This window comes from Paenibacillus lacisediminis (assembly GCF_046567315.2).
Map to the genome: position 1 here is coordinate 54486 of NZ_JBKIAX020000006.1, position 17851 is coordinate 72336.

Below are 17851 nucleotides of genomic sequence, written 5' to 3' on the forward strand. Positions count from 1 at the left end.
GTTTTAGAAGATGAACAAACACACGAAATACGCTTTAGCACCGGTCCTGCTTAGCCTGGTCTTGCTGTTAAGCTCTTGTGCAGGAGAATCCGCTCCGGCAACGACGAACGGAGGTCAGCAAACTGCAGTCAACAGCACGTCCGAACCGCAAAATCAGTCCGGCGAACGCCTGCTCACGGACGCCTTGGGCAATGAAGTCAAGGTCCCGGCAAATCCGCAGCGCATCCTCGCTTCGTACCTGGAGGATCACCTGGTCGCGCTGGGCGTCAAGCCGGTAGCACAATGGTCCGCGGGCAACGGCAAATCGGTACAAAGCTATCTGCAATACGCGTTGCAAGATGTTCCTGCGATTCCTTCCGAGCTTCCTTATGAAGCCGTAATGAGCTTTGAGCCCGATCTGATCATGATGGACAGCGCGGAGATGGCCAGCGGGGACAAATATGCGCAGTACGCCAAAATTGCACCCACCTATGTCATCGGTACGGGAGAAAACAACGATTGGCGTCAGGAATTGCTTGCCGTAGCCGATGTTCTGAATAAACCGGAAGAGGGCCGCAAGGTACTGGATGAATATGAACAGAAGGCAAGCGACGCCAAAGCGAAGCTCCGTCACGAAGTTGGGGAGGCCTCGGCGGCCGTGCTTTGGGTCTCCGCCAAAAATACCTATGTTGTACATGAACAGCTGTCGAGCGGCGATGTGCTCTACCGCGACCTTGGCCTGCAAGTGCCGGCGGCCGTGAAGGAGATTTCCGCGTCCGCCACCGCCAATTGGAATCCGATTTCCAAAGAGAAGCTGGCGGAACTCGATGCGAATTATTTGTTTATCATTAAAAGCACCGGCATCACTACGGAAGAAATGCGGAATGATCCGATATGGTTGGGGATTCCGGCGGTGAAGAGCGGGCATGTATACGAATTCGGCGCCGACTCCAGTTGGCTGTACACCGGCGTGATCGCCAACGGAAAAATGATTGACGATGTGCTAAGCAGTATTTTACCGCAATAATTTTACCGTAATAATACTCACTTCCTATCGTCCAACAGATGCCGGACCGTCAGTACCGGATGCCGCCATAGCATTCTCGGCCCGGCGTAAGCCATGATTTTGCGGATTTTGTCCCGCTGTTTGGGCGCATAGCAGTGGACCGGACACGCCCGGCAAGTCGTTTTGTTTTCGCCGAACCGGCAGCGGGCGAGCCGCTCCCGGGCGTACCTGAGCAGCTCCGCGCACTCCGGGCACAAGCCGGGTTCGGACCCGCCCGCGGCTTCGTCCCGGCTGGTCCGTTCCCGATCCCCATGCCGCTGCCGGCAATAAAGGGTGATCATCAGCGCCACCGTCGTCTTCTCGCGGTGAATTCGCGGCCCTTCTTTTTCCGCTTGCATCCTTCCAACCTTCAATACTCCGCCCTCCCTTTAGCGAGCGTTCCGGGAGCAAACACCTTTCTCCACCCCAGCCAAATCGCGATAATCAGCAATAACGCATAGACGATAACACCAAACGGAACCGTGGTCGCCGCCCAATGCAGAAGTCCCATGCCGCCAAGCAGGAACATAAGCGGCAGCAACTTCAATCCTTCGCTTTGCTGCGTGGCCTCAAACGGCTCCGAGAAAGGCAGCCCTTTGCGCAAATAGGCGAAGCACAAGATGGCGAACAATTGCATCGCCAGGCCGGCGACAACCAGGTCGGGAATGATGTGCGCCCCGAACAGCAGCACAAAAATCAGGCTTTCCAGCACAAACAAAGGCAGCAGCAGCCGAGCCAGACAAGCGAGCAGCGCCCCCTTGTATATTGGCCCCTCCTCCCGGATCGGCAGCACCCGGTAAATCCAGGCGGCCTTGTGTTTGCCGGAATAGCGCAGCATCATGATGACGGTAGGTAGCATCAAACCGCAGAAATAAATAAACAAATATTTGCGGGTTCCGGCCAGCCCCTGAAGTCCGTTTTCGAAGCCGTCGGTAAACAGAAAAATAAACGGGAAAATGATCGAAAACCCCAGCGTCGGGTACACTTTAAGCTTAAACTCCCGCTCATTCCCCAGCATCGTCCAGGCAAACCGGAAAAATACTCTCTCCTGCGGGTCCCGGCACAGCCATTCGGCCAGCCGCTTCAACGCGGTTCCCGTCCGCTGTCCGTGCCGCCGTCCCGGCTCCGCCAGCTTCTGCAAATTCCTTTCCAGGGCAGGCGCCAGCTTCAGATACAGGGCAAAGGCGGCCAGCGGCACGAGAAGAGACAACAGGGCGAAAACCGTGTACGGCCTTCCGTTCCCCGGATGCAGCACCGTCTCGAACGCCGCTCCGAACCAAATCGGCGGGATGAAATACTGCCACCATCTTGGCTGGAATACGATGTTCAAGGCGGTAAAATCGAAAAGCCGGACCACCAGCTGATACCCGACTGTGATGCCGATCGTCAACCCGATCTGCACATAGTTGATGATGTCCTTCAACTTTTCGCCGTCAAAGAAGCGCAGCACTCCCAAATACAACAAAGCGGTAATAACCACAATGAGCAGATCCATCAGCACCAGCCCCAACAGCAGCAGCAGCGCAAACCCGGCCCCGTGCTTTAACAGCCCGACGGCCAGCGGCACCGCCGCAATCGCGCCGGTCAGAAAAAATAGGTAGAAGAAAATGTGCAGCGCCTTGGCCATGGCGATCGTCCTGCGGTTCACCGGCCTGACCGCCAGGATGCTCCGGTCCCGGATATCCAGCAGCACCGCAGAAAAGTCGGAAATCATCGAGGTCATGACTATAAACATCATAATGCCAAACAACATGCTCACCTGAAACAGGTAGTTGTCTCCGGCCGCCACGATGATGCCACCCAGCGCGCCAAAAATAAAGTAAAGCCACAAGGAGCCAAAAAACTGGTTTTTCTCCTTCTCCCGCCCGAAGCGGTCTTTCGCCCGATCCGCCTCCTTTCGGGATTTCCCGACAATGGTAGGTACCCGCCGGGCATCCATCGTCAGCTTCACCTGCAGGATGCGGCGCATGACGGGATAGTCCACCCCCAATCGTTCGAACAGCCCGCGGAACCGGTCCAACACCTTCAGCGACTTCATCTCGTTCATAGCTACACCTCTTGCACGATCGCCACAAACTGTTCGGCGATGCTTTGATGCTCGTTAAATCCGGTCAACTGGTTAAACACCTGCTCAAGGGACCCCTCCTTAAACTGGCCTCTAAGCTGCTCAAAGCTGCCGTCGGCCACCACGATCCCCCGGTCCAGCAGGATGATCCGATCGCTGATTTTTTCCACCACGTCCATGATGTGCGAGGAATAAAAAATCGTCTTCCCCTGCGCTGCCAACAAAGCGAGGATTTCCTTCACCACCATGACGCTGTTGGCGTCAAGCCCGCTGAGCGGCTCGTCCAGGAACAAAATGTCCGGGTTATGCAGCAGGCTGGAAATGAGCAGCACCTTTTGCTTCATCCCTTTGGAAAAAGTGGCGATGCGAACATCGAAAACATCCGCAAGGCCAAAATGCTCCATAAGCCGGCGCGCTTTGCTTTCCGCATCATCCCCAGGCAAACCGTAAAGCTCGCCGATAAACGTCAAATATTCCCGGGCCGTCAGCGTATCGTAAATTTCCGCCACTTCCGGCACATAACCGATGCGCTTTTTGTACTCCACGCTTTCATCCTGCGGGCTGGCGCCCAAAATCCGGACCTCGCCGGTATACCCTTCGATCAGTCCCAGCATGATTTTAACCGTTGTGCTTTTGCCCGCCCCGTTTGGACCGATGTAACCAATGATTTGCCCCGGATACACATCCAGATCAATCCCGTTTAATACAAACTTATCTCCAAACCGCATGCGCAAATCCCTTAGCGTGATGACAGTTTCATTGTTACCGACCATTTTCTCCACCCTTTCCGCGTCCAAAATTACGTCTTCCCTTATGCAATCCTATTTTCCAATATTCTACCATACTCTTCCTTGGCGAGTCGGTCATATCGCACACAGATGCCGGTATGGATCTCTAAGCTTTACGCCAAATTATCCATAATGGATAAGGAGTAGAGCTGATTATCCTTATTTGCTAAACAAATTTTAATCGTGATATACTTTTACTGGAAATTAAGCCGATGCCATCGGCCAGAGCGATAACGGAAACACTTTACTTTAATAGCAATAATACCAAAGCGAGAAAGGAAGGATTTACATATGGATTTTGTCACTTTGAACAACGGCGTAAAGATGCCGCAACTCGGGTTTGGCGTATGGCAGGTAAAAGACGAGGAAGCTACCGCGGCGGTAGCCAAAGCGCTGGAAGTCGGATACACTTCGATCGATACAGCGATGATTTACCGCAACGAGGTTGGAGTTGGCAAAGCGATCAAACAGTCATCCGTTCCCCGCGAAAATCTGTTTATTGCGACCAAGGTGTGGAACGCCGACCAAGGCTACGATAATACGCTGCGTGCTTTCGACGAAAGCCTGGAGCGGCTTGGCCTTGATTACATCGACCTCTATCTGATCCACTGGCCGACGCCTAAATTCGATCAGTATGTGGACACCTACAAAGCGCTGGAAAAACTGTACCGCGACGGACGCACCAAAGCGATCGGCGTCTGCAACTTCGAAATCGAGCATCTGGAGCGCCTGCTGAACGAAACGGAAATCAAGCCAGTGCTCAACCAGGTGGAGTGCCACCCGCATTTGACCCAAAACGAGCTGAAGGCGTTTTGCGCGAAACATGATATTTTCGTGGAAGCATGGAGCCCTCTGGAGCAAGGCGGCGAAGTGCTGAAAGACCCGGTTGTCAAAAGCATCGGCGAAGCGCACGGGAAGTCCCCGGCTCAAGTTGTACTGCGCTGGCACCTGCAAAACAACACCATCGTCATCCCGAAATCGGTCACCCCTGTGCGAATCGAAGAGAACTTCAATGTGTTCGATTTCAAGCTGGCGGACAGCGAGATGGAGCAGATCAGCAAACTCAACATCAACCGCCGCAAAGGTTCGAACCCGAACGAAATGCACGTGCGTTAATTCGCGTTAAGGTCAAGGCTGCCTGCAAGGGCGGCCTTTTTGTTTTGCCGCGGGGAGGCCGATTCGGGACGCCGGAAGCGTGGATTAAAGACAGACTGCAATAACGCAAGCGGCGGTGCTATGAAGGCAATGCTGCTAGTGCTAACGGACACCAGAGGCGCTATTTGCTCCAAATTAGAAGCGGAGAAATTGTAACGGACTGAGGTGACCTTATTTCCATCAAATCAGCATAAATGGCCTCAATTGAAGCCAAATAACGTCTGCTGAGTCCGTTAGCGCGGGAAATACCCGGGAAATGAGCAAATAAGGTCATTACTGTCCGTTAGACCCATTACGGGCCACGGGAATTGTTACGAACCACAAGAATCATTAAGAACCACGAGAATCATTACGAACCACGAGAATCATTAAGAACCACGAGAATCGTTACGGCTACTCCAGTCCGTTACATTCTGCCCCGAGTCCGCCCCGATCCATTGCCGAGCATCGTTTATGGAACCTGCGCGATCACGCATGCGTAGAAAGAATAAGAGATTTTTATCGCCGATAAGGAGGTTCCCATTGATAATACTTATAATCGTAGTAGCGGTGCTTGTTTTGATGGCCGTGTCCTTTGGGCTGATGGTATTCTACGCCAAGCGGAAGGATGAGCGCAAAACGGAAAAGGATGTGCTGCAGTTACTGGCGGATCATCCGGAGCTCGCCTCAATGTATGTCATGGAAAATGATCGAGTGGTGATCGATTTTCAGTCCGATGTCAAGCGGCCGCTGGCCAGCGTACTCAAAATCGCAGTGGCCATAGAGTTGGCCGAACAGGCAGCGGAAGCGCGTATCGATGTGAACGAAGCCGTGCTTCTCGACTCTCTCCGCCGTTTTTACATTCCGGGAACGGACGGAGGAGCGCATCCAAGCTGGCTGGACGCGCTGGACCCTGCCGTAACCGCGGACGGCACGGTTACCTTGCTGGAAGCCGCTAAAGGCATGATCCATTACAGCTCCAATGCCAATACGGAGTATTTTATGGAGCGGCTTGGCCTGGACAACATCAACGCCCGCATCCAAAAACTTGGCCTGTCCCGGCACGATCCGATTTTTCCGGTATCGTCGGCCATGCTGATGTACGGGTATATGACCAAATACGAGCATATGTCGCGCGGGCAGGCGGAGCAAGCGATGAAAGGGTTGACGGACCGGGAATACGCCGCCAAAGCGCAGCTCATTTTCGATTGGATCCGGCAAAATCCAGAGGCGGTTTCGTCGCTGCACGACCGCAGCAACCCTGTACCGGTTCAGCGAATCTGGTCCTCCAGGCTGCCGGGCGCCACGGCCAAAGAATATGCCGTCCTGCTGCAAAACATCCAAAAAGGCGAATCGCTTTCGCCGGAAGCAACCCGCATCGTCAAGGAGATTATGGAGCGTAAGCCAAAACCGGAATCCAAATACATAACCATCGGATCCAAGGGCGGCTCAAGCTTGAGCATTCTGAACCAGACCCTCTACTGCGAAGACAAACAAGACAACCGAATCCAACTGGCCCTCTTCATCCACGAACCTCAGGGCTTGGAAATCATCTGGCTAGAGAAGAAGCTGGACTTGTTTTTACAAAAATACTTAACTGACGATCATTTTAAGCAGCAGGTCATCCTAACGCTTGGCGGCACCGGTTAAGCAAAAAAAGAGCAGGACTCCCCACGGAATCCCGCTCTTTTCGCTTTATTTTATCCCTTCATGGACCTCTTTCAGCATTTCCGGCATGGACAGCAGACCGCCGCCGGAGAGATACCAGTAGCTCGCGTCCAGATAAATGATTTTGCCGTTTTTATAGGCGTTCGTTTTCTTCACCAGGTCGTTTTCGACCAGCTTGGCGGCCGGCTCGGCCTGCTTGCCCTCCTCGGTGACAACGGCGTCGCGGTCTACGACGAACAGATAATCCGGATTTTTCTCGGCGACATATTCGAAGGAGATGCTTTGACCGTGTGTCGAAGCCTCGATCGTGTCATCCACGGCAGGCACGCCGAACACATCATGAATCAAGCCAAACCGCGAGCCCGGACCATACGCGCTCACCTTGCCGCCGGTTGTCAGGATGACCAACCCCTTTTGGCCGCTGGCCGCCGCGGTTTCCTTCACCGCCTGAATCGAATCGCTGATCGCCGCCAGCTCCTGCTCGGCTTCGGCTTCTTTGCCGAAGATCTGCCCCAGCGTTTTCACGTTCTCCGTAAACGAGTCGAGGTAATTTTTCGTATCGACGCCCATAAAGATCGTTGGCGCGATTTTGTTCAGTTCCTCGTACGCTTCGGAAGACCGGCCGGAAATGAAGATCACCCCGGGCTCAAGCGCGTTCAGCTTCTCGAAATCCGGCTCGAACAGCGTGCCGGCGTTCGTGTATTTGGCGTCTTCGTATTTTTTCAAATGCGCCGGCAAGTTCCCCTGCGGTATCGCCGCTACCTCCACGCCCAGCTTATCCAGCGTTTCCAGCACGCCGTAGTCAAATACAACGACATTGCCCGGGTTTTTCTTAACTTTGGCTTCCCCCAGCTGGTGTTTGATCGTCAGTTCCTCCGACTCCGTCGCAGCCGCGGCCGCCGGTTCGGCCGTATTCGTGCTTGCTTCGCCAGCTGTCCCGGCGGCGCCGTTGCCCCCGTTCCCCGCCGCGCTTCCGCCTTGATTCGAGCCGCATGCGGCCAATAATACCACCAAGAATACCGTCATCAGCAGCATTGATATTTTTCGATTCATTGTTAAATCCCCCTCTTTAATTGTCAAAAGCAAAAGCCGCTATCCTGCAAAATACACGCAAATCCGGTTCCCGCCGATGTTTTCGATCGGAATATCCATGTCGTACACTTCCCCCAAAACCGCGGGATCGATGATCTCATCCTTCGTCCCTTCCCTAACCACGGTCCCGTTCTTCAAAGCCACGATGTAGTCGGAGTAGCAGGAGGCGAAATTGATGTCGTGGATGACCAGAACGACCGTTTTGCCGAGTTCATCCGTAAGCCGGCGCAGCACTTTCATGATCTGCACCGAATGCTTCATATCCAGATTGTTCAAAGGCTCGTCGAGCAGCACGTATTCCGTGTTCTGGGCGATGACCATGGCGATAAAAGCCCGCTGCTTTTGCCCGCCGCTGAGTTCATCCAAATATTTGTGCTGCATCGGCGCCAGATCCATATACTGAATCGCTTCGTCCACGTACCGTTGATCCTCCTTCGTCAGCTTCCCTTGCGAATAAGGAAAACGCCCGAATGCCACCAGGTCGCGGACCGTAAGCCGCAGGTTGATATGATTGGACTGCTTTAAAATCGAGATTTTTGTCGCCAGCTCCCTGCTGTTCCAGCCCCCGATCTCCTTGCCGCCGATCATGATTTCGCCCTCATCCTTGGCGATCAAACGGCTGATCATCGACATCAGCGTGCTTTTGCCGGCGCCGTTTGGGCCGATGAAAGACGTGATCTTCCCTTCCGCGATGTCGAGCGAAACGCTGTCGACCACTTTTTTGCCGCCGTATCGTTTGGATACTCCCCTGACCTTAATCACGACTTATTCTCCTTTAGCATCAGATAAATGAAGTAGACGCCGCCGATAAAGTTGATGATGACGCTTAGCGAGGTGGAGAACGTGAACACTCGTTCCACGAGCAACTGCCCGCCGATCAGGGCGATGAAGCTGATCAAGGAAGCGCCGAGAATCAACGTGTGATGGCGGTAGGTGTTCAGAAACTGGTAGGCGACGTTGGCGACCAGCAGGCCCAGGAACGTGATCGGCCCGACCAATGCCGTGGAGATCGAAATCAGGATCGCCACGACGATCAGCATTCTTTTCACGACGAATTCGTAGCTGATCCCCAGATTCACCGCGTGATCGCGGCCCAAAGCAAGCACATCGAGATACTTGGCAAAACGGGCGAAATACCACCCCATCAGCAGCACGCCGGCCAGCGAGATCAAGAGCAGATCCGTATCCACGTTGTTGAAGCTGGCGAACATTTTATCCTGGATGACGAGAAATTCGTTCGGATCGATCAGTTTTTGCAAAAACGACGACAAGCTGGAGAAAAACGTCCCGAACACCAACCCGATCAGCAGCAAATGGTAGATGTTGCGCCCTTCCTTGCGGAACAGCAAGCGATACAGCAGCCCCGCGAACAGCACCATGAACCCGACCGCCAGCAGAAAGCGGAGGTTTTTGCTCATCAGTGTCAAAGCCGTTCCGCCAAACAGAAAGACGATGAACGTCTGCACCAGCATATAAAGCGAATCCAGCCCGATAATGCTCGGCGTCAGGATCCGGTTGTTCGTAATCGTTTGAAACACCACGGTGGAGAAAGCGACCGCCGTTCCGGTAAGGAGGATCGCAAGCAGCTTTTTGCCGCGCCTCGGCAGTATGTAGTCCCAGTGTCCGCCCGCGTCGATCGTCATAAACACGACCACGAGCAGGATGCCGATTCCGACGAGAATCGCTAGTTTCGTTTTATGACTTAGGCTCATAGGCGTTTCTCCTCATCAGCAGATACAGGAAGATGCCGCTCCCGATCACCCCGACGGTCAGACCGATCGAAACCTCATACGGATAAATGATGATCCTTCCCAAAATGTCGCAGGCCAGCACAAAGACCGCCCCCAGCAGCGCCGTGTGGGACAGATTGTTTTTCAGGTTATCGCCGCGGTACATCGTGACGAGGTTCGGAATAATAAGCCCGAGAAAAGGGATCGACCCTACCGTCAGCACGACGACCGAAGTCACCAGCGCCACCAGCATCAGGCCGAGATTGACGACCCGCTTGTAATTCAGTCCCAGATTCACGGAAAACTCCTCGCCCATCCCTGCGACCGTAAATTTGTTAGCATAGGCATAAGCCGCCACGACCAGCGGAACGCTGATGTACAGCAGCTCGTAACGCCCCTGCATGATCATCGAGAAATCGCCATGCAGCCAGGCGGACATACTTTGAATCAAATTGTATTTATAGGCAAAAAACGTCGTTGCCGAGCTGACGATTCCGCCAAACATCAAGCCGACCAGCGGAATGAAAATCGTATCCTTATATTTCACGCGATCCAGTATTTGCATGAAAATATAAGTGCCGGCCAAGGCGCACACGAAGGCCACGGCGATTTTCGCCAGCGGCCCGGCCGCCGAAAACAGCAGCAGCGAGATCATGATTCCGAAGCTGGCGGAATCCATCGTGCCCGCCGTCGTCGGGGACACGAATTTGTTGCGGGTCAACTGCTGCATGATCAGCCCGACGATGCTCATGCTAACCCCGGCGATGATGATGCTGATCAGCCGGGGAATCCGGCTGATGCGGAAGATCTCCCACTGGTCGGCGTCCAGCCGAAGCAGACCCGGCAAAGAGACACCCTTGACTCCAATAAACAAGGAGACCAAGGATAAGACAATCAACATAGTTGCTAAATATCTTGTTTTCATATTTCGTCCTTGCTCCCCTTCCTCTGGCCGGGAGGAAAGTTCAAGTTTGCCCGCTGCCGGCAGGACAGATGTTATAATGTTGATAATGATATTCATTATCAATTAATTTGAATTATATCGTCTCATTTTCCGGACTGTCAACCCCAAGGTGATGAAAGGCGCCCAAACGGGGCATAGTAACGCAGGAAACATATATCTTTTGCAAAGGAGACACACGAGGTTATGGAAAATCTGCACGAGTTCGTGGAAAAGGTGCATGATCAGCAGGAAAAACAGGAGAAAAACAAGAAACGCGGCAAAGGCAACCCCGCCGGCCAACTGTCGACGAAACAGCACGGCACGCAGAAGTAAGAGTCTATGGTGTCAACCGGATCATAGCGGTAATTTTTACCGCTATTTCACCGAGTTAGCCTCTCGCCCGGAAAATAACGAACTTTTATGGCGTTATCCTTTCGCCTTCCCCAAGGAGAACGCCCTTTTGCAGCCTTCGCCCGAAAAATAACGCCCAAAAACGACTCTATTAGGCTCAAATTTCCTACAACGGCGGAAATAGCGCCCTTTTTTGCCGCTATTTCAGCAGCCCCACGCTAGGAGGGCTATTTAAAAAGCCGCCCACAGTACGCTGTGCAGCGGCTTTCTTGCTAAGCTTTGGAGGACGCGCCTTTCTCGCTTTATCATATTCCAAGGTGCACCCTAATAAATCTTAATGCCAACGCAACAACCTGAAGCGTCACCGTCCTCTCTTTCGGCCCGTTCCACAATAAGGGCCCGCTTAACTATTCCCCTAATTGGGGATACGTTCAATATTATCCCAGCACTGCATACTCTGGTACAGGTGCAGATTCATGGGCAACCATACGGGTTAATGGAATGACTGCGTATTATAATATTGAAGTGCATGTAAGAATTTAAAGAGCTGCACACATAATTATGGGGGGGGAATTGCAATGGACAACTGGGAAAAACAAGAAAAGGATAAGTTTGAAGAGTATAAACGCAAGCCTTTCATTAATTTTGCTGATTCGATGAATCGTGCTGAAATCGGTGATTGGAACGTCTTAGCAAAGGGCGGTTGTTTGACCACCATTGTCATCATTGTAGGACTTCTTCTTTTCTTATACTTTAGATAGAGCTTGTGGTTCCCCATACTGATTAATCAATTCATCGAGGATCATAGATTGATGAATCACGCGCGGGTATCCAGACTGTCCATTGTATTTTTCCGTCAACACATGCAATTTGTTTGGCTCCGAAATCAACTGCCTGTATAAGTAAATATATGGAAGATCGATACAAAAAAAGAGATAGAACCTTCAGCTCAATCAAAGGCCTACCTCTTTTTGTCTTCAACCCGGCAAAAGATGCTTTCAAGTCAGAGGTGATCCTTCGTCCTTGTCTTTTCCGCTGACATACTCATCCAGCGGTCCCACGCCCGTCGTGCTGTGGTTTTTGATTTGGGCAAGGCGTCCGTTACGGCGTTCCCCGCCGTCCCCGGTCGTATCATTTTGCCCGTTGCTGCTCCCGTTGCCAACTTGCCGGCCGCGATTTTTCTCGTTTGCCATGTGTGTAGCCTCCTATTCGCCCGAATTACTCCGTTTCTAGCGTTAGCGTGCCATCTGCCCGGCGTTTTTATACCTCTGACTGGACCTAAGTCCAGTTCGCAACTTCCCCAGAGTCCGAAGATTCGGGCGGTGATTTTATTGTATGCTGTAGATAATGAATACATAGGCAAAGGAGACCTTGGTATGAATTTGAATAAAAAATCACTAATCGGACCGGCGCTTGTTCTGGTCGGCATTTGCTTGCTCTTTTTCCGCAAGGAAGCGATCAGCGCAGGCACAATTTTCGGCCAATTCTGGCCGACCTTGTTCGTCATTCCGGTCGGACTGTTTTTCCACTGGATGTATTTCTCGATGACGAACCGGAGAGCGACGGGGCTGCTTATTCCCGGAGGCATTTTGTTCACGGCAGGCCTCGTCTGTCAGCTCGCCACTCTCTTCGACAGCTGGCAATACCTGTGGCCCGGCTTTATTTTGGCTCCGGCCGTCGGCCTGTTTGAGTTCTACTGGTTCGGTGACCGCAACAAATATCTGCTCATTCCGATCAACATTTTGACCGTGCTGTCGCTGCTGTTTTTTGCTGTATTTTCACTCGGCAACCTGTATAACCGCCTGATCTTCGGCCAACCGGTGCTGGCGATTGCGCTCATCGCCATCGGCGCCGGCGTGATGCTCGCCCCGAAAAGAAGGCTGTAGACAAAAACTAATCTCGCTTCCGCACAGAACGCTTCTTCCGAATCATTCGGGGGAAGCGTTTGTTGCTTTCGGCGGTACTAGTAGACGTTTCTGGAAATAACGTGACGGCGTAAAATTAGTCTATTGAAGATCTCGGGTGACAACATAAAGGAAAAAAAGGGCGCTATTTCAGCGATATCCCCCATAATGCGTGAAATAGAGGAATTTTATGGCGCTATTTTCACGATTTGGTGGCGAAAGGCCGCCTTTGGGCTTGTTCATCGAAAAATAGGACCCAAAAGTTCCCCTATGGTGATGAATAGGCTCAAATTCGGAAAATAAGACCTTAAAGTTCCTCTATTTTATGGGGACAGACGATACTTAGCACAAGACTAATATAGAACAAAGTGATCCATGGTCCTTGTCCGCAGATAAGCCATATTATTTCTGGATCATTCTGCTAAGGCCGTTTGCCAGCGGTACAAAGCTTACGCAACAATGCTAGCAGGTATTTAACGGACACGTTCGGTTTCGCTCCACCTGTCGCCGTATAGCCGGTAATCGCCCGAGGTCCCCCGCTTGGCGTCATACATTGTGGCGTCCGCTTGCCGCAGCATATCCTCCAAGCTGCTGGCCCCATCCGGGGAGAAGCTGACTCCCACGCTGGCCGAGATTCCGATGCGGACGCCCCGGTACTCGCAGCCTTCGGACAGGTTGGCCAGAATCCGCTCCACGACTTTCAGCACGCCATCGGTGTCCAGATGGGTCAGCAGGATGACAAATTCATCGCCGCCCATACGGCACACCATGTCGTCTTCACGGATCAGGGAGGACAATTTGACGGCAATAGCTTTCAGCAAATGATCTCCGGCCTCATGGCCGTATGTATCATTAACGTCCTTGAAATTGTTCAGATCGAGAAACAGCAGCGCCAGGGGGTAGTCCCCTTTGTTCACGCATTCCGCAAACCTCTCCCCGAACTTTGTCCGGTTAGGCAAGCCGGTCAGTTCATCATGATACGCCAGATAATGAATCGTCTCTTCCAATTGCTTCCGATCCGTAACTTCGATAATGATGCCCTCCAAACGGACGAGATGACCCATCGCATTAAAATGAGGGGTGCCGCGGCTTTGAACCCATCTCACCTCGCCGTCCGGCCGCAGAATCCGGCATTCCTTCACCGAGCTTGTCCGGCCGAGGATCATCTCCTGCTGGGACTCGAAAAACATATGCTGATCCTCCGGATGAATCATATCCGTGATCCGTTCCGGGGACTGCTCAAACAAACTGGCGGGATACCCGGTAATTTGCTCAAATCCGTCGGACACCGTCAGCTTCATCTCGCCAAAATCATACGTCCAAATGCCAACAGCGACGCTTTCAAGGATCGCCTTGAGCCGCCCTTCGCTATGCTCCGCCCGATTCGACAATTTTCTGGTAATCATGGTAGTAATGAGGGAGAATGTCAGGATGAGCAATCCGTACACGGCAATGTAGGCCGTATCGGACACGTTGGTCCTTTCGGCAAACATCGTGTCATGCAGTTTGTAGAAGAAGTATACCCCTGAGGACATATAAAGCGCGCCCGCCAGCGCCACGGCCACGTAATTTTGATAAAACAGGCTCAGCAGAGGCAGCAGCCCGAGAAAAATATAACTTGTAAAAGAACGCTCGTTCCATATTATCACGAAAAGATAGATAAACAGCAGAAAGATCGCGAGCAGCATCGTGGCCCTCGGCCAACGTCCGTTCCAAACGAACCCGGCCAAAATGAGCAGCAGAACAAGGCCAAACAGCGGCTGCACCGCCATAACGTTCCGGTTGATCAATATGTTCATAAACAGGCCTGCCGCAAAAAAACACCCCAGCAGCACCAGCATCCATACGTTTTTTTGATGAATCAGTTTGGCATCTCTACTCATTTCTACCACCTTTTTGCTTTGCAGTCAGCAGCAGACTTCGCTGGGAATTTAGCGTAGGTACAAAGGACTATGCCTAAGGAATTATTATACTACAAAGTATAAAATGTGGAATACGTTAATTTTATGCAGTAGCAACCGGCCGAGAAACTAAAAAAACGCAGGGTCGAAAGGGGCTAAGCTCCCCGCAACCCGCGTCATAAGTTTTGTTCCTAGGGGATAAACTGCTGGACGATTCGCACCACTTGCCCGTTTTCGATGGTGAGGTGGTACGGGAACCGGCTCAGATCGATCAAGTCGTTGGCGGCGAGCAACCGGCTGAACTTCTCCAGGCTTACCGGCTCGTTCCACTTGACTTGAATATCCTCGATTCGTCCGGTGCGATCATAAATCTGCATCAGCACTCCGGCATCTTTGGCTACTGGATACTCAACCGTCTCTTTGACGTCATTCACAATGTAGTAACCGTCGAGCGGCCCGTCGATTCCCGCATCCGGCTCATGCTCGGCAAATGCGGCCGCCGCCGCCTCGCCCTCGTACCAGCGGATCGGATCCGCCGCGAGCCTGCCGCCTTGGGCTCCAAGTTCGAGACGGTTCACATACACGGTGACCGTATGCGGCCCCTGCTCGGATTCCGATACTGCGGCCGTTCCGGGCTTTACCGCCCCCGGCACGGTAAACGAAGTTGCAACGATCAACAACAAAGGAAGCACTGCTACAAACCAATTTCTCATGTTTCGAATCCGCCTTTCCCTGTCAGCACAAATTCAGCATTCAAGCTTACTAATATGCCTTGCACGTTCATTATATGACGGCTGCTGCGAAAAAGGGTCACAGCTAAGTTAAAACGGGTTACAAATTGTTTATAGTGTACGTTTGCGGCCTCTTAAACGCAAAAGGCTGCCCGCGGGACCATTCTAAGATGATCCTACGGGCAGACCTGGGTTAAACCGGCTTGGGGCCAAGGATTAAGAGCCCTGCTTCGCCCCGAAGCCGTGTGCTTCGGCCGGCGCTTCCGTCCGGCGCAGAAACAAACCGAGAATGAGGGCGATGACGCCGACAAACATCGAGATCGTAAAAGCGCTGTGCAGGCCGCTGACCAAAGCCTGGGCAAGCTCCCCCGGGTCCTTTGGATTGGCGGAAGAAGCCAGATAACGGGCCTGACCGGAGGAATAGATGCTGATAAACAGCGCCGTGCCAATCGCCCCGGATACCTGCTGGAGCGTGTTCATGATCGCGGTTCCGTGCGGATACAGCTGGCGCGGCAGCTGGTTTAGCCCGGTCGTTTGGCCCGGCATCATCACCAGCGAGATGCCGACGAGCAGCGCGATGTGCAGACCAATGACGACCCCGGTAGGAGTGGTCGTTTCCAACCCGCGCATAAACCAAAGCGTGATGATGACGATGAGCAGCCCCGGCGTGATCAGCGCGCGCGGCCCGAATTTATCGAACAGCCTGCCCGCCACCGGCGACATCAGGCCGTTGATCACCCCGCCCGGCAGCAGTACGAGCCCGGCGACAAACGGTGCGAGCAGCAGCGCCCCCTGCAAATACATCGGCAGCAGGATCAGCGTAGAGAACAGCGTCATCATCATCACCGTCAGCAGCGCGGCGGACAACGCGAACATCGGATATTTAAAGACGCGGACATCGAGCGTCGGCTCGGCGACGACTAGCTGGCGCCAAACAAATAAGGCAAGTGCCACGAACCCGACAATCAGGCAGATGTAGACGATCGGACTTGACCAGCCTTCGCCTTCCCCGGCGTGGCTGAAGCCGTAAACGATGCCGCCGAAGCCGGCCGTAGACAACAGGATGGAAATCAGATCCACCCGCGGCTTCGTAGGTTCGGAAACGTTCCGCAGATAAACGGCTCCAAACAGGATCGAAAACAGGGCCAGCGGCACGACCAAAAAGAACAGCCAGCGCCAGTTCAGGGCGTCCAGAATCAGGCCGGACAACGTTGGGCCGATCGCCGGACCGAACATGATGACGAGACCGATGGTGCCCATGGCCGCTCCTCTTTTTTCGGGAGGGTAAATCGTCAGGATCGTGTTCATCATCACCGGCAGCAGCAGGCCCGTACCAATGGCCTGAATCACCCGGCCGAACAGCAGCATCCCAAAATTCGGGGAAATCCCGCAAACAACGGTACCGATTAGAAACAAAATCATTGCGGACAAAAACATTTGCCTCGTCGTAAACCATTGAATCAACAGCGCCGTAATCGGCACGAGGATCCCGATCACCAGCATATATGAGGTCGACAGCCATTGTATCGTGGAAGCTCCAACCCCGAGCTCATGCATTAAATCCGTATAAGCCACGTTCAGAAGGGTTTCATTCAAAATGGACACAAAGGCCCCGATGATCAAGGCGATCGTTATCGGCAGCCGCCTGATCCCTTCTACGCCGGCCTCCTTGACAGCGCTAAGCGTCGTTGTATTCATTTTTTTCGGTAACCTCCATACTATCCGGAATTGGATTTTTCTCTTTGTATTTTTTATATATAAACAAGGATGACCCAAGATCATTAGTATGGTTTCCAGGGCCTTCCTTGGGGCGTGAGCGTCTTTTGTCTTTCGTTTTTTGTTGAAAGCGTTTTTTCTAGACCGTTCTATATATAAAATTTAAAACATTACCGTTACTTCTGTCACCGTCCTTTTTTAGCCAGTCCATTACGCCTTTCTTTCATCACGCCTGGAGCAGCCGTGGTACCAGCTTGGCAGCCGTGCGTATCGGGGTACTGTCCCGCTGGGTCAAACACATAATCATAGAGCCTTCGATCAGCGCATTGATCGACACGGCGATTTCCTTCGCTTCTTCAGGAGCGTATCCGCAGGCGACGAATTTGTTTTCGAATTCGGCAATCCAGGCGTTGTATACGCCGCAGCAGGCTTTTCGGATGTTCTCGTTGTTTCCTGCCGTTTCATGGGCGATAACGCCAATCGGGATGCCGAGTTCCGCGTTCTCGCGATCGACCTGTTCGGCAAGCACCGTAAGCAGCTCCTGAACCGCTTGGGTGGCATCCGCCTTCGAATCCAGAACCGAGCGCAGGTTGGCCAGCGTAACGTTTTTTGTATGGCTTACGGCTTCGCAGGCGAGCTGTTCCTTGCCCTCCGGGAAGTGGTAATACAGCGATCCTTTGGGGGCGCCGCTCAGCTGTGTGATCTGATTCAGCCCGGTAGCGTTATACCCCTGGTTCTGCAGCAGTTTTGCCGTCGTTTCGATCAGCATTTGGCGAGTGTGATTGCGGGTTGACATCCAACATC

General features: G+C 52.9%; 18 protein-coding genes. 6 read left to right on the plus strand and 12 right to left on the minus strand.

The window, feature by feature from the left end:
• Nucleotides 1-10 precede the first annotated feature (10 nt).
• Complete coding sequence (locus tag ACLD72_RS13300; RefSeq protein ID WP_410995635.1) at nt 11-1006, plus strand: ABC transporter substrate-binding protein; 996 nt, start codon at nt 11-13, stop codon at nt 1004-1006.
• Nucleotides 1007-1023: 17 nt separating this feature from the next.
• Here the strand turns inward: ACLD72_RS13300 and ACLD72_RS13305 are convergent, their stop codons facing one another.
• From ACLD72_RS13305 to ACLD72_RS13315, 3 genes are read right to left on the minus strand one after another with little or no spacing between them, the layout of a single operon-like run.
• Nucleotides 1024-1398, minus strand: coding sequence for a nitrous oxide-stimulated promoter family protein (locus ACLD72_RS13305; protein WP_410995634.1), 375 nt, complete (start codon nt 1396-1398; stop codon nt 1024-1026).
• Complete coding sequence (locus tag ACLD72_RS13310; protein WP_410995633.1) at nt 1395-3071, minus strand: hypothetical protein; 1677 nt, start codon at nt 3069-3071, stop codon at nt 1395-1397. Before ACLD72_RS13310 ends, ACLD72_RS13305 begins: the two co-directional genes overlap by 4 nt.
• A gap of 2 nt (nt 3072-3073) precedes the next feature.
• Complete coding sequence (locus tag ACLD72_RS13315) at nt 3074-3862, minus strand: ABC transporter ATP-binding protein (protein WP_410995690.1); 789 nt, start codon at nt 3860-3862, stop codon at nt 3074-3076.
• A 306-nt stretch (nt 3863-4168) separates the two neighbouring features.
• Here ACLD72_RS13315 and ACLD72_RS13320 point away from each other — a divergent pair, with 306 nt between their 5' ends.
• The gene (locus ACLD72_RS13320) at nt 4169-4993 is read left to right on the plus strand and encodes an aldo/keto reductase (protein ID WP_410995632.1); all 825 of its coding nucleotides are present in this window, start codon (nt 4169-4171) and stop codon (nt 4991-4993) included.
• Nucleotides 4994-5554: 561 nt separating this feature from the next.
• Nucleotides 5555-6661 (plus strand): serine hydrolase, encoded by a 1107-nt coding sequence (locus ACLD72_RS13325; protein WP_410995631.1) that lies wholly within the window; start codon nt 5555-5557, stop codon nt 6659-6661.
• A gap of 45 nt (nt 6662-6706) precedes the next feature.
• On the opposite strand, the gene ACLD72_RS13330 is transcribed toward ACLD72_RS13325, so the two are convergent.
• From ACLD72_RS13330 to ACLD72_RS13345, 4 genes are read right to left on the minus strand one after another with little or no spacing between them, the layout of a single operon-like run.
• The gene (locus ACLD72_RS13330) at nt 6707-7732 is read right to left on the minus strand and encodes a siderophore ABC transporter substrate-binding protein (RefSeq protein WP_410995689.1); all 1026 of its coding nucleotides are present in this window, start codon (nt 7730-7732) and stop codon (nt 6707-6709) included.
• A gap of 39 nt (nt 7733-7771) precedes the next feature.
• Nucleotides 7772-8533 carry an ABC transporter ATP-binding protein gene (locus ACLD72_RS13335; RefSeq protein WP_410995630.1) on the minus strand — a complete coding sequence of 254 codons (762 nt, stop codon included), beginning with the start codon at nt 8531-8533 and terminating at the stop codon, nt 7772-7774.
• Nucleotides 8530-9483 carry an iron chelate uptake ABC transporter family permease subunit gene (locus tag ACLD72_RS13340; protein ID WP_410995629.1) on the minus strand — a complete coding sequence of 318 codons (954 nt, stop codon included), beginning with the start codon at nt 9481-9483 and terminating at the stop codon, nt 8530-8532. Before ACLD72_RS13340 ends, ACLD72_RS13335 begins: the two co-directional genes overlap by 4 nt.
• Nucleotides 9467-10426 carry an ABC transporter permease gene (locus ACLD72_RS13345; protein ID WP_410995628.1) on the minus strand — a complete coding sequence of 320 codons (960 nt, stop codon included), beginning with the start codon at nt 10424-10426 and terminating at the stop codon, nt 9467-9469. Before ACLD72_RS13345 ends, ACLD72_RS13340 begins: the two co-directional genes overlap by 17 nt.
• 222 nt (nt 10427-10648) lie before the next feature.
• Here ACLD72_RS13345 and ACLD72_RS13350 point away from each other — a divergent pair, with 222 nt between their 5' ends.
• Nucleotides 10649-10777 carry a DUF4023 family protein gene (locus ACLD72_RS13350; RefSeq protein ID WP_251591710.1) on the plus strand — a complete coding sequence of 43 codons (129 nt, stop codon included), beginning with the start codon at nt 10649-10651 and terminating at the stop codon, nt 10775-10777.
• A 596-nt stretch (nt 10778-11373) separates the two neighbouring features.
• Nucleotides 11374-11556, plus strand: a complete 183-nt coding sequence (locus ACLD72_RS13355; protein WP_410995627.1) for a hypothetical protein — start codon at nt 11374-11376, stop codon at nt 11554-11556.
• 237 nt (nt 11557-11793) lie between these two features.
• On the opposite strand, the gene ACLD72_RS13360 is transcribed toward ACLD72_RS13355, so the two are convergent.
• Entirely contained in the window at nt 11794-11988 is a 195-nt protein-coding gene (locus ACLD72_RS13360; protein ID WP_410995626.1) for a hypothetical protein, read from the minus strand.
• A 183-nt stretch (nt 11989-12171) separates the two neighbouring features.
• Here ACLD72_RS13360 and ACLD72_RS13365 point away from each other — a divergent pair, with 183 nt between their 5' ends.
• A complete protein-coding gene (locus ACLD72_RS13365; RefSeq protein ID WP_251591705.1) occupies nt 12172-12681 on the plus strand; it encodes a hypothetical protein in 510 nt (169 codons plus the stop codon).
• Between the two features lie 491 nt (nt 12682-13172).
• Here ACLD72_RS13365 and ACLD72_RS13370 read toward each other — a convergent pair whose 3' ends face one another.
• The 4 genes from ACLD72_RS13370 to ACLD72_RS13385 form a co-directional block, all read right to left on the minus strand.
• Nucleotides 13173-14582 (minus strand): diguanylate cyclase domain-containing protein, encoded by a 1410-nt coding sequence (locus ACLD72_RS13370; RefSeq protein WP_410995625.1) that lies wholly within the window; start codon nt 14580-14582, stop codon nt 13173-13175.
• Nucleotides 14583-14791: 209 nt separating this feature from the next.
• Complete coding sequence (locus ACLD72_RS13375; protein ID WP_410995624.1) at nt 14792-15313, minus strand: hypothetical protein; 522 nt, start codon at nt 15311-15313, stop codon at nt 14792-14794.
• A gap of 234 nt (nt 15314-15547) precedes the next feature.
• Nucleotides 15548-17029 (minus strand): MDR family MFS transporter, encoded by a 1482-nt coding sequence (locus ACLD72_RS13380; protein ID WP_410995688.1) that lies wholly within the window; start codon nt 17027-17029, stop codon nt 15548-15550.
• 244 nt (nt 17030-17273) lie between these two features.
• Nucleotides 17274-17843: a TetR/AcrR family transcriptional regulator gene (locus ACLD72_RS13385; protein ID WP_410995623.1), complete on the minus strand. Its 570-nt coding sequence runs from the start codon at nt 17841-17843 to the stop codon at nt 17274-17276.
• Nucleotides 17844-17851 lie beyond the last annotated feature (8 nt).

Bases quoted from the DNA above. Each gene is read 5' to 3' on its own strand.
- ACLD72_RS13315 (WP_410995690.1), bottom strand. From the start codon at position 3,862: ATGGTCGGTAACAATGAAACTGTCATCACGCTAAGGGATTTGCGCATG.
- ACLD72_RS13375 (WP_410995624.1), bottom strand. From the start codon at position 15,313: ATGAGAAATTGGTTTGTAGCAGTGCTTCCTTTGTTGTTGATCGTTGCA.
- ACLD72_RS13350 (WP_251591710.1), top strand. From the start codon at position 10,649: ATGGAAAATCTGCACGAGTTCGTGGAAAAGGTGCATGATCAGCAGGAA.
- ACLD72_RS13380 (WP_410995688.1), bottom strand. From the start codon at position 17,029: ATGAATACAACGACGCTTAGCGCTGTCAAGGAGGCCGGCGTAGAAGGG.
- ACLD72_RS13385 (WP_410995623.1), bottom strand. From the start codon at position 17,843: ATGTCAACCCGCAATCACACTCGCCAAATGCTGATCGAAACGACGGCA.
- ACLD72_RS13330 (WP_410995689.1), bottom strand. From the start codon at position 7,732: ATGAATCGAAAAATATCAATGCTGCTGATGACGGTATTCTTGGTGGTA.
- ACLD72_RS13300 (WP_410995635.1), top strand. From the start codon at position 11: ATGAACAAACACACGAAATACGCTTTAGCACCGGTCCTGCTTAGCCTG.
- ACLD72_RS13320 (WP_410995632.1), top strand. From the start codon at position 4,169: ATGGATTTTGTCACTTTGAACAACGGCGTAAAGATGCCGCAACTCGGG.
- ACLD72_RS13345 (WP_410995628.1), bottom strand. From the start codon at position 10,426: ATGAAAACAAGATATTTAGCAACTATGTTGATTGTCTTATCCTTGGTC.
- ACLD72_RS13360 (WP_410995626.1), bottom strand. From the start codon at position 11,988: ATGGCAAACGAGAAAAATCGCGGCCGGCAAGTTGGCAACGGGAGCAGC.
- ACLD72_RS13370 (WP_410995625.1), bottom strand. From the start codon at position 14,582: ATGAGTAGAGATGCCAAACTGATTCATCAAAAAAACGTATGGATGCTG.
- ACLD72_RS13365 (WP_251591705.1), top strand. From the start codon at position 12,172: ATGAATTTGAATAAAAAATCACTAATCGGACCGGCGCTTGTTCTGGTC.
- ACLD72_RS13310 (WP_410995633.1), bottom strand. From the start codon at position 3,071: ATGAACGAGATGAAGTCGCTGAAGGTGTTGGACCGGTTCCGCGGGCTG.
- ACLD72_RS13340 (WP_410995629.1), bottom strand. From the start codon at position 9,483: ATGAGCCTAAGTCATAAAACGAAACTAGCGATTCTCGTCGGAATCGGC.
- ACLD72_RS13355 (WP_410995627.1), top strand. From the start codon at position 11,374: ATGGACAACTGGGAAAAACAAGAAAAGGATAAGTTTGAAGAGTATAAA.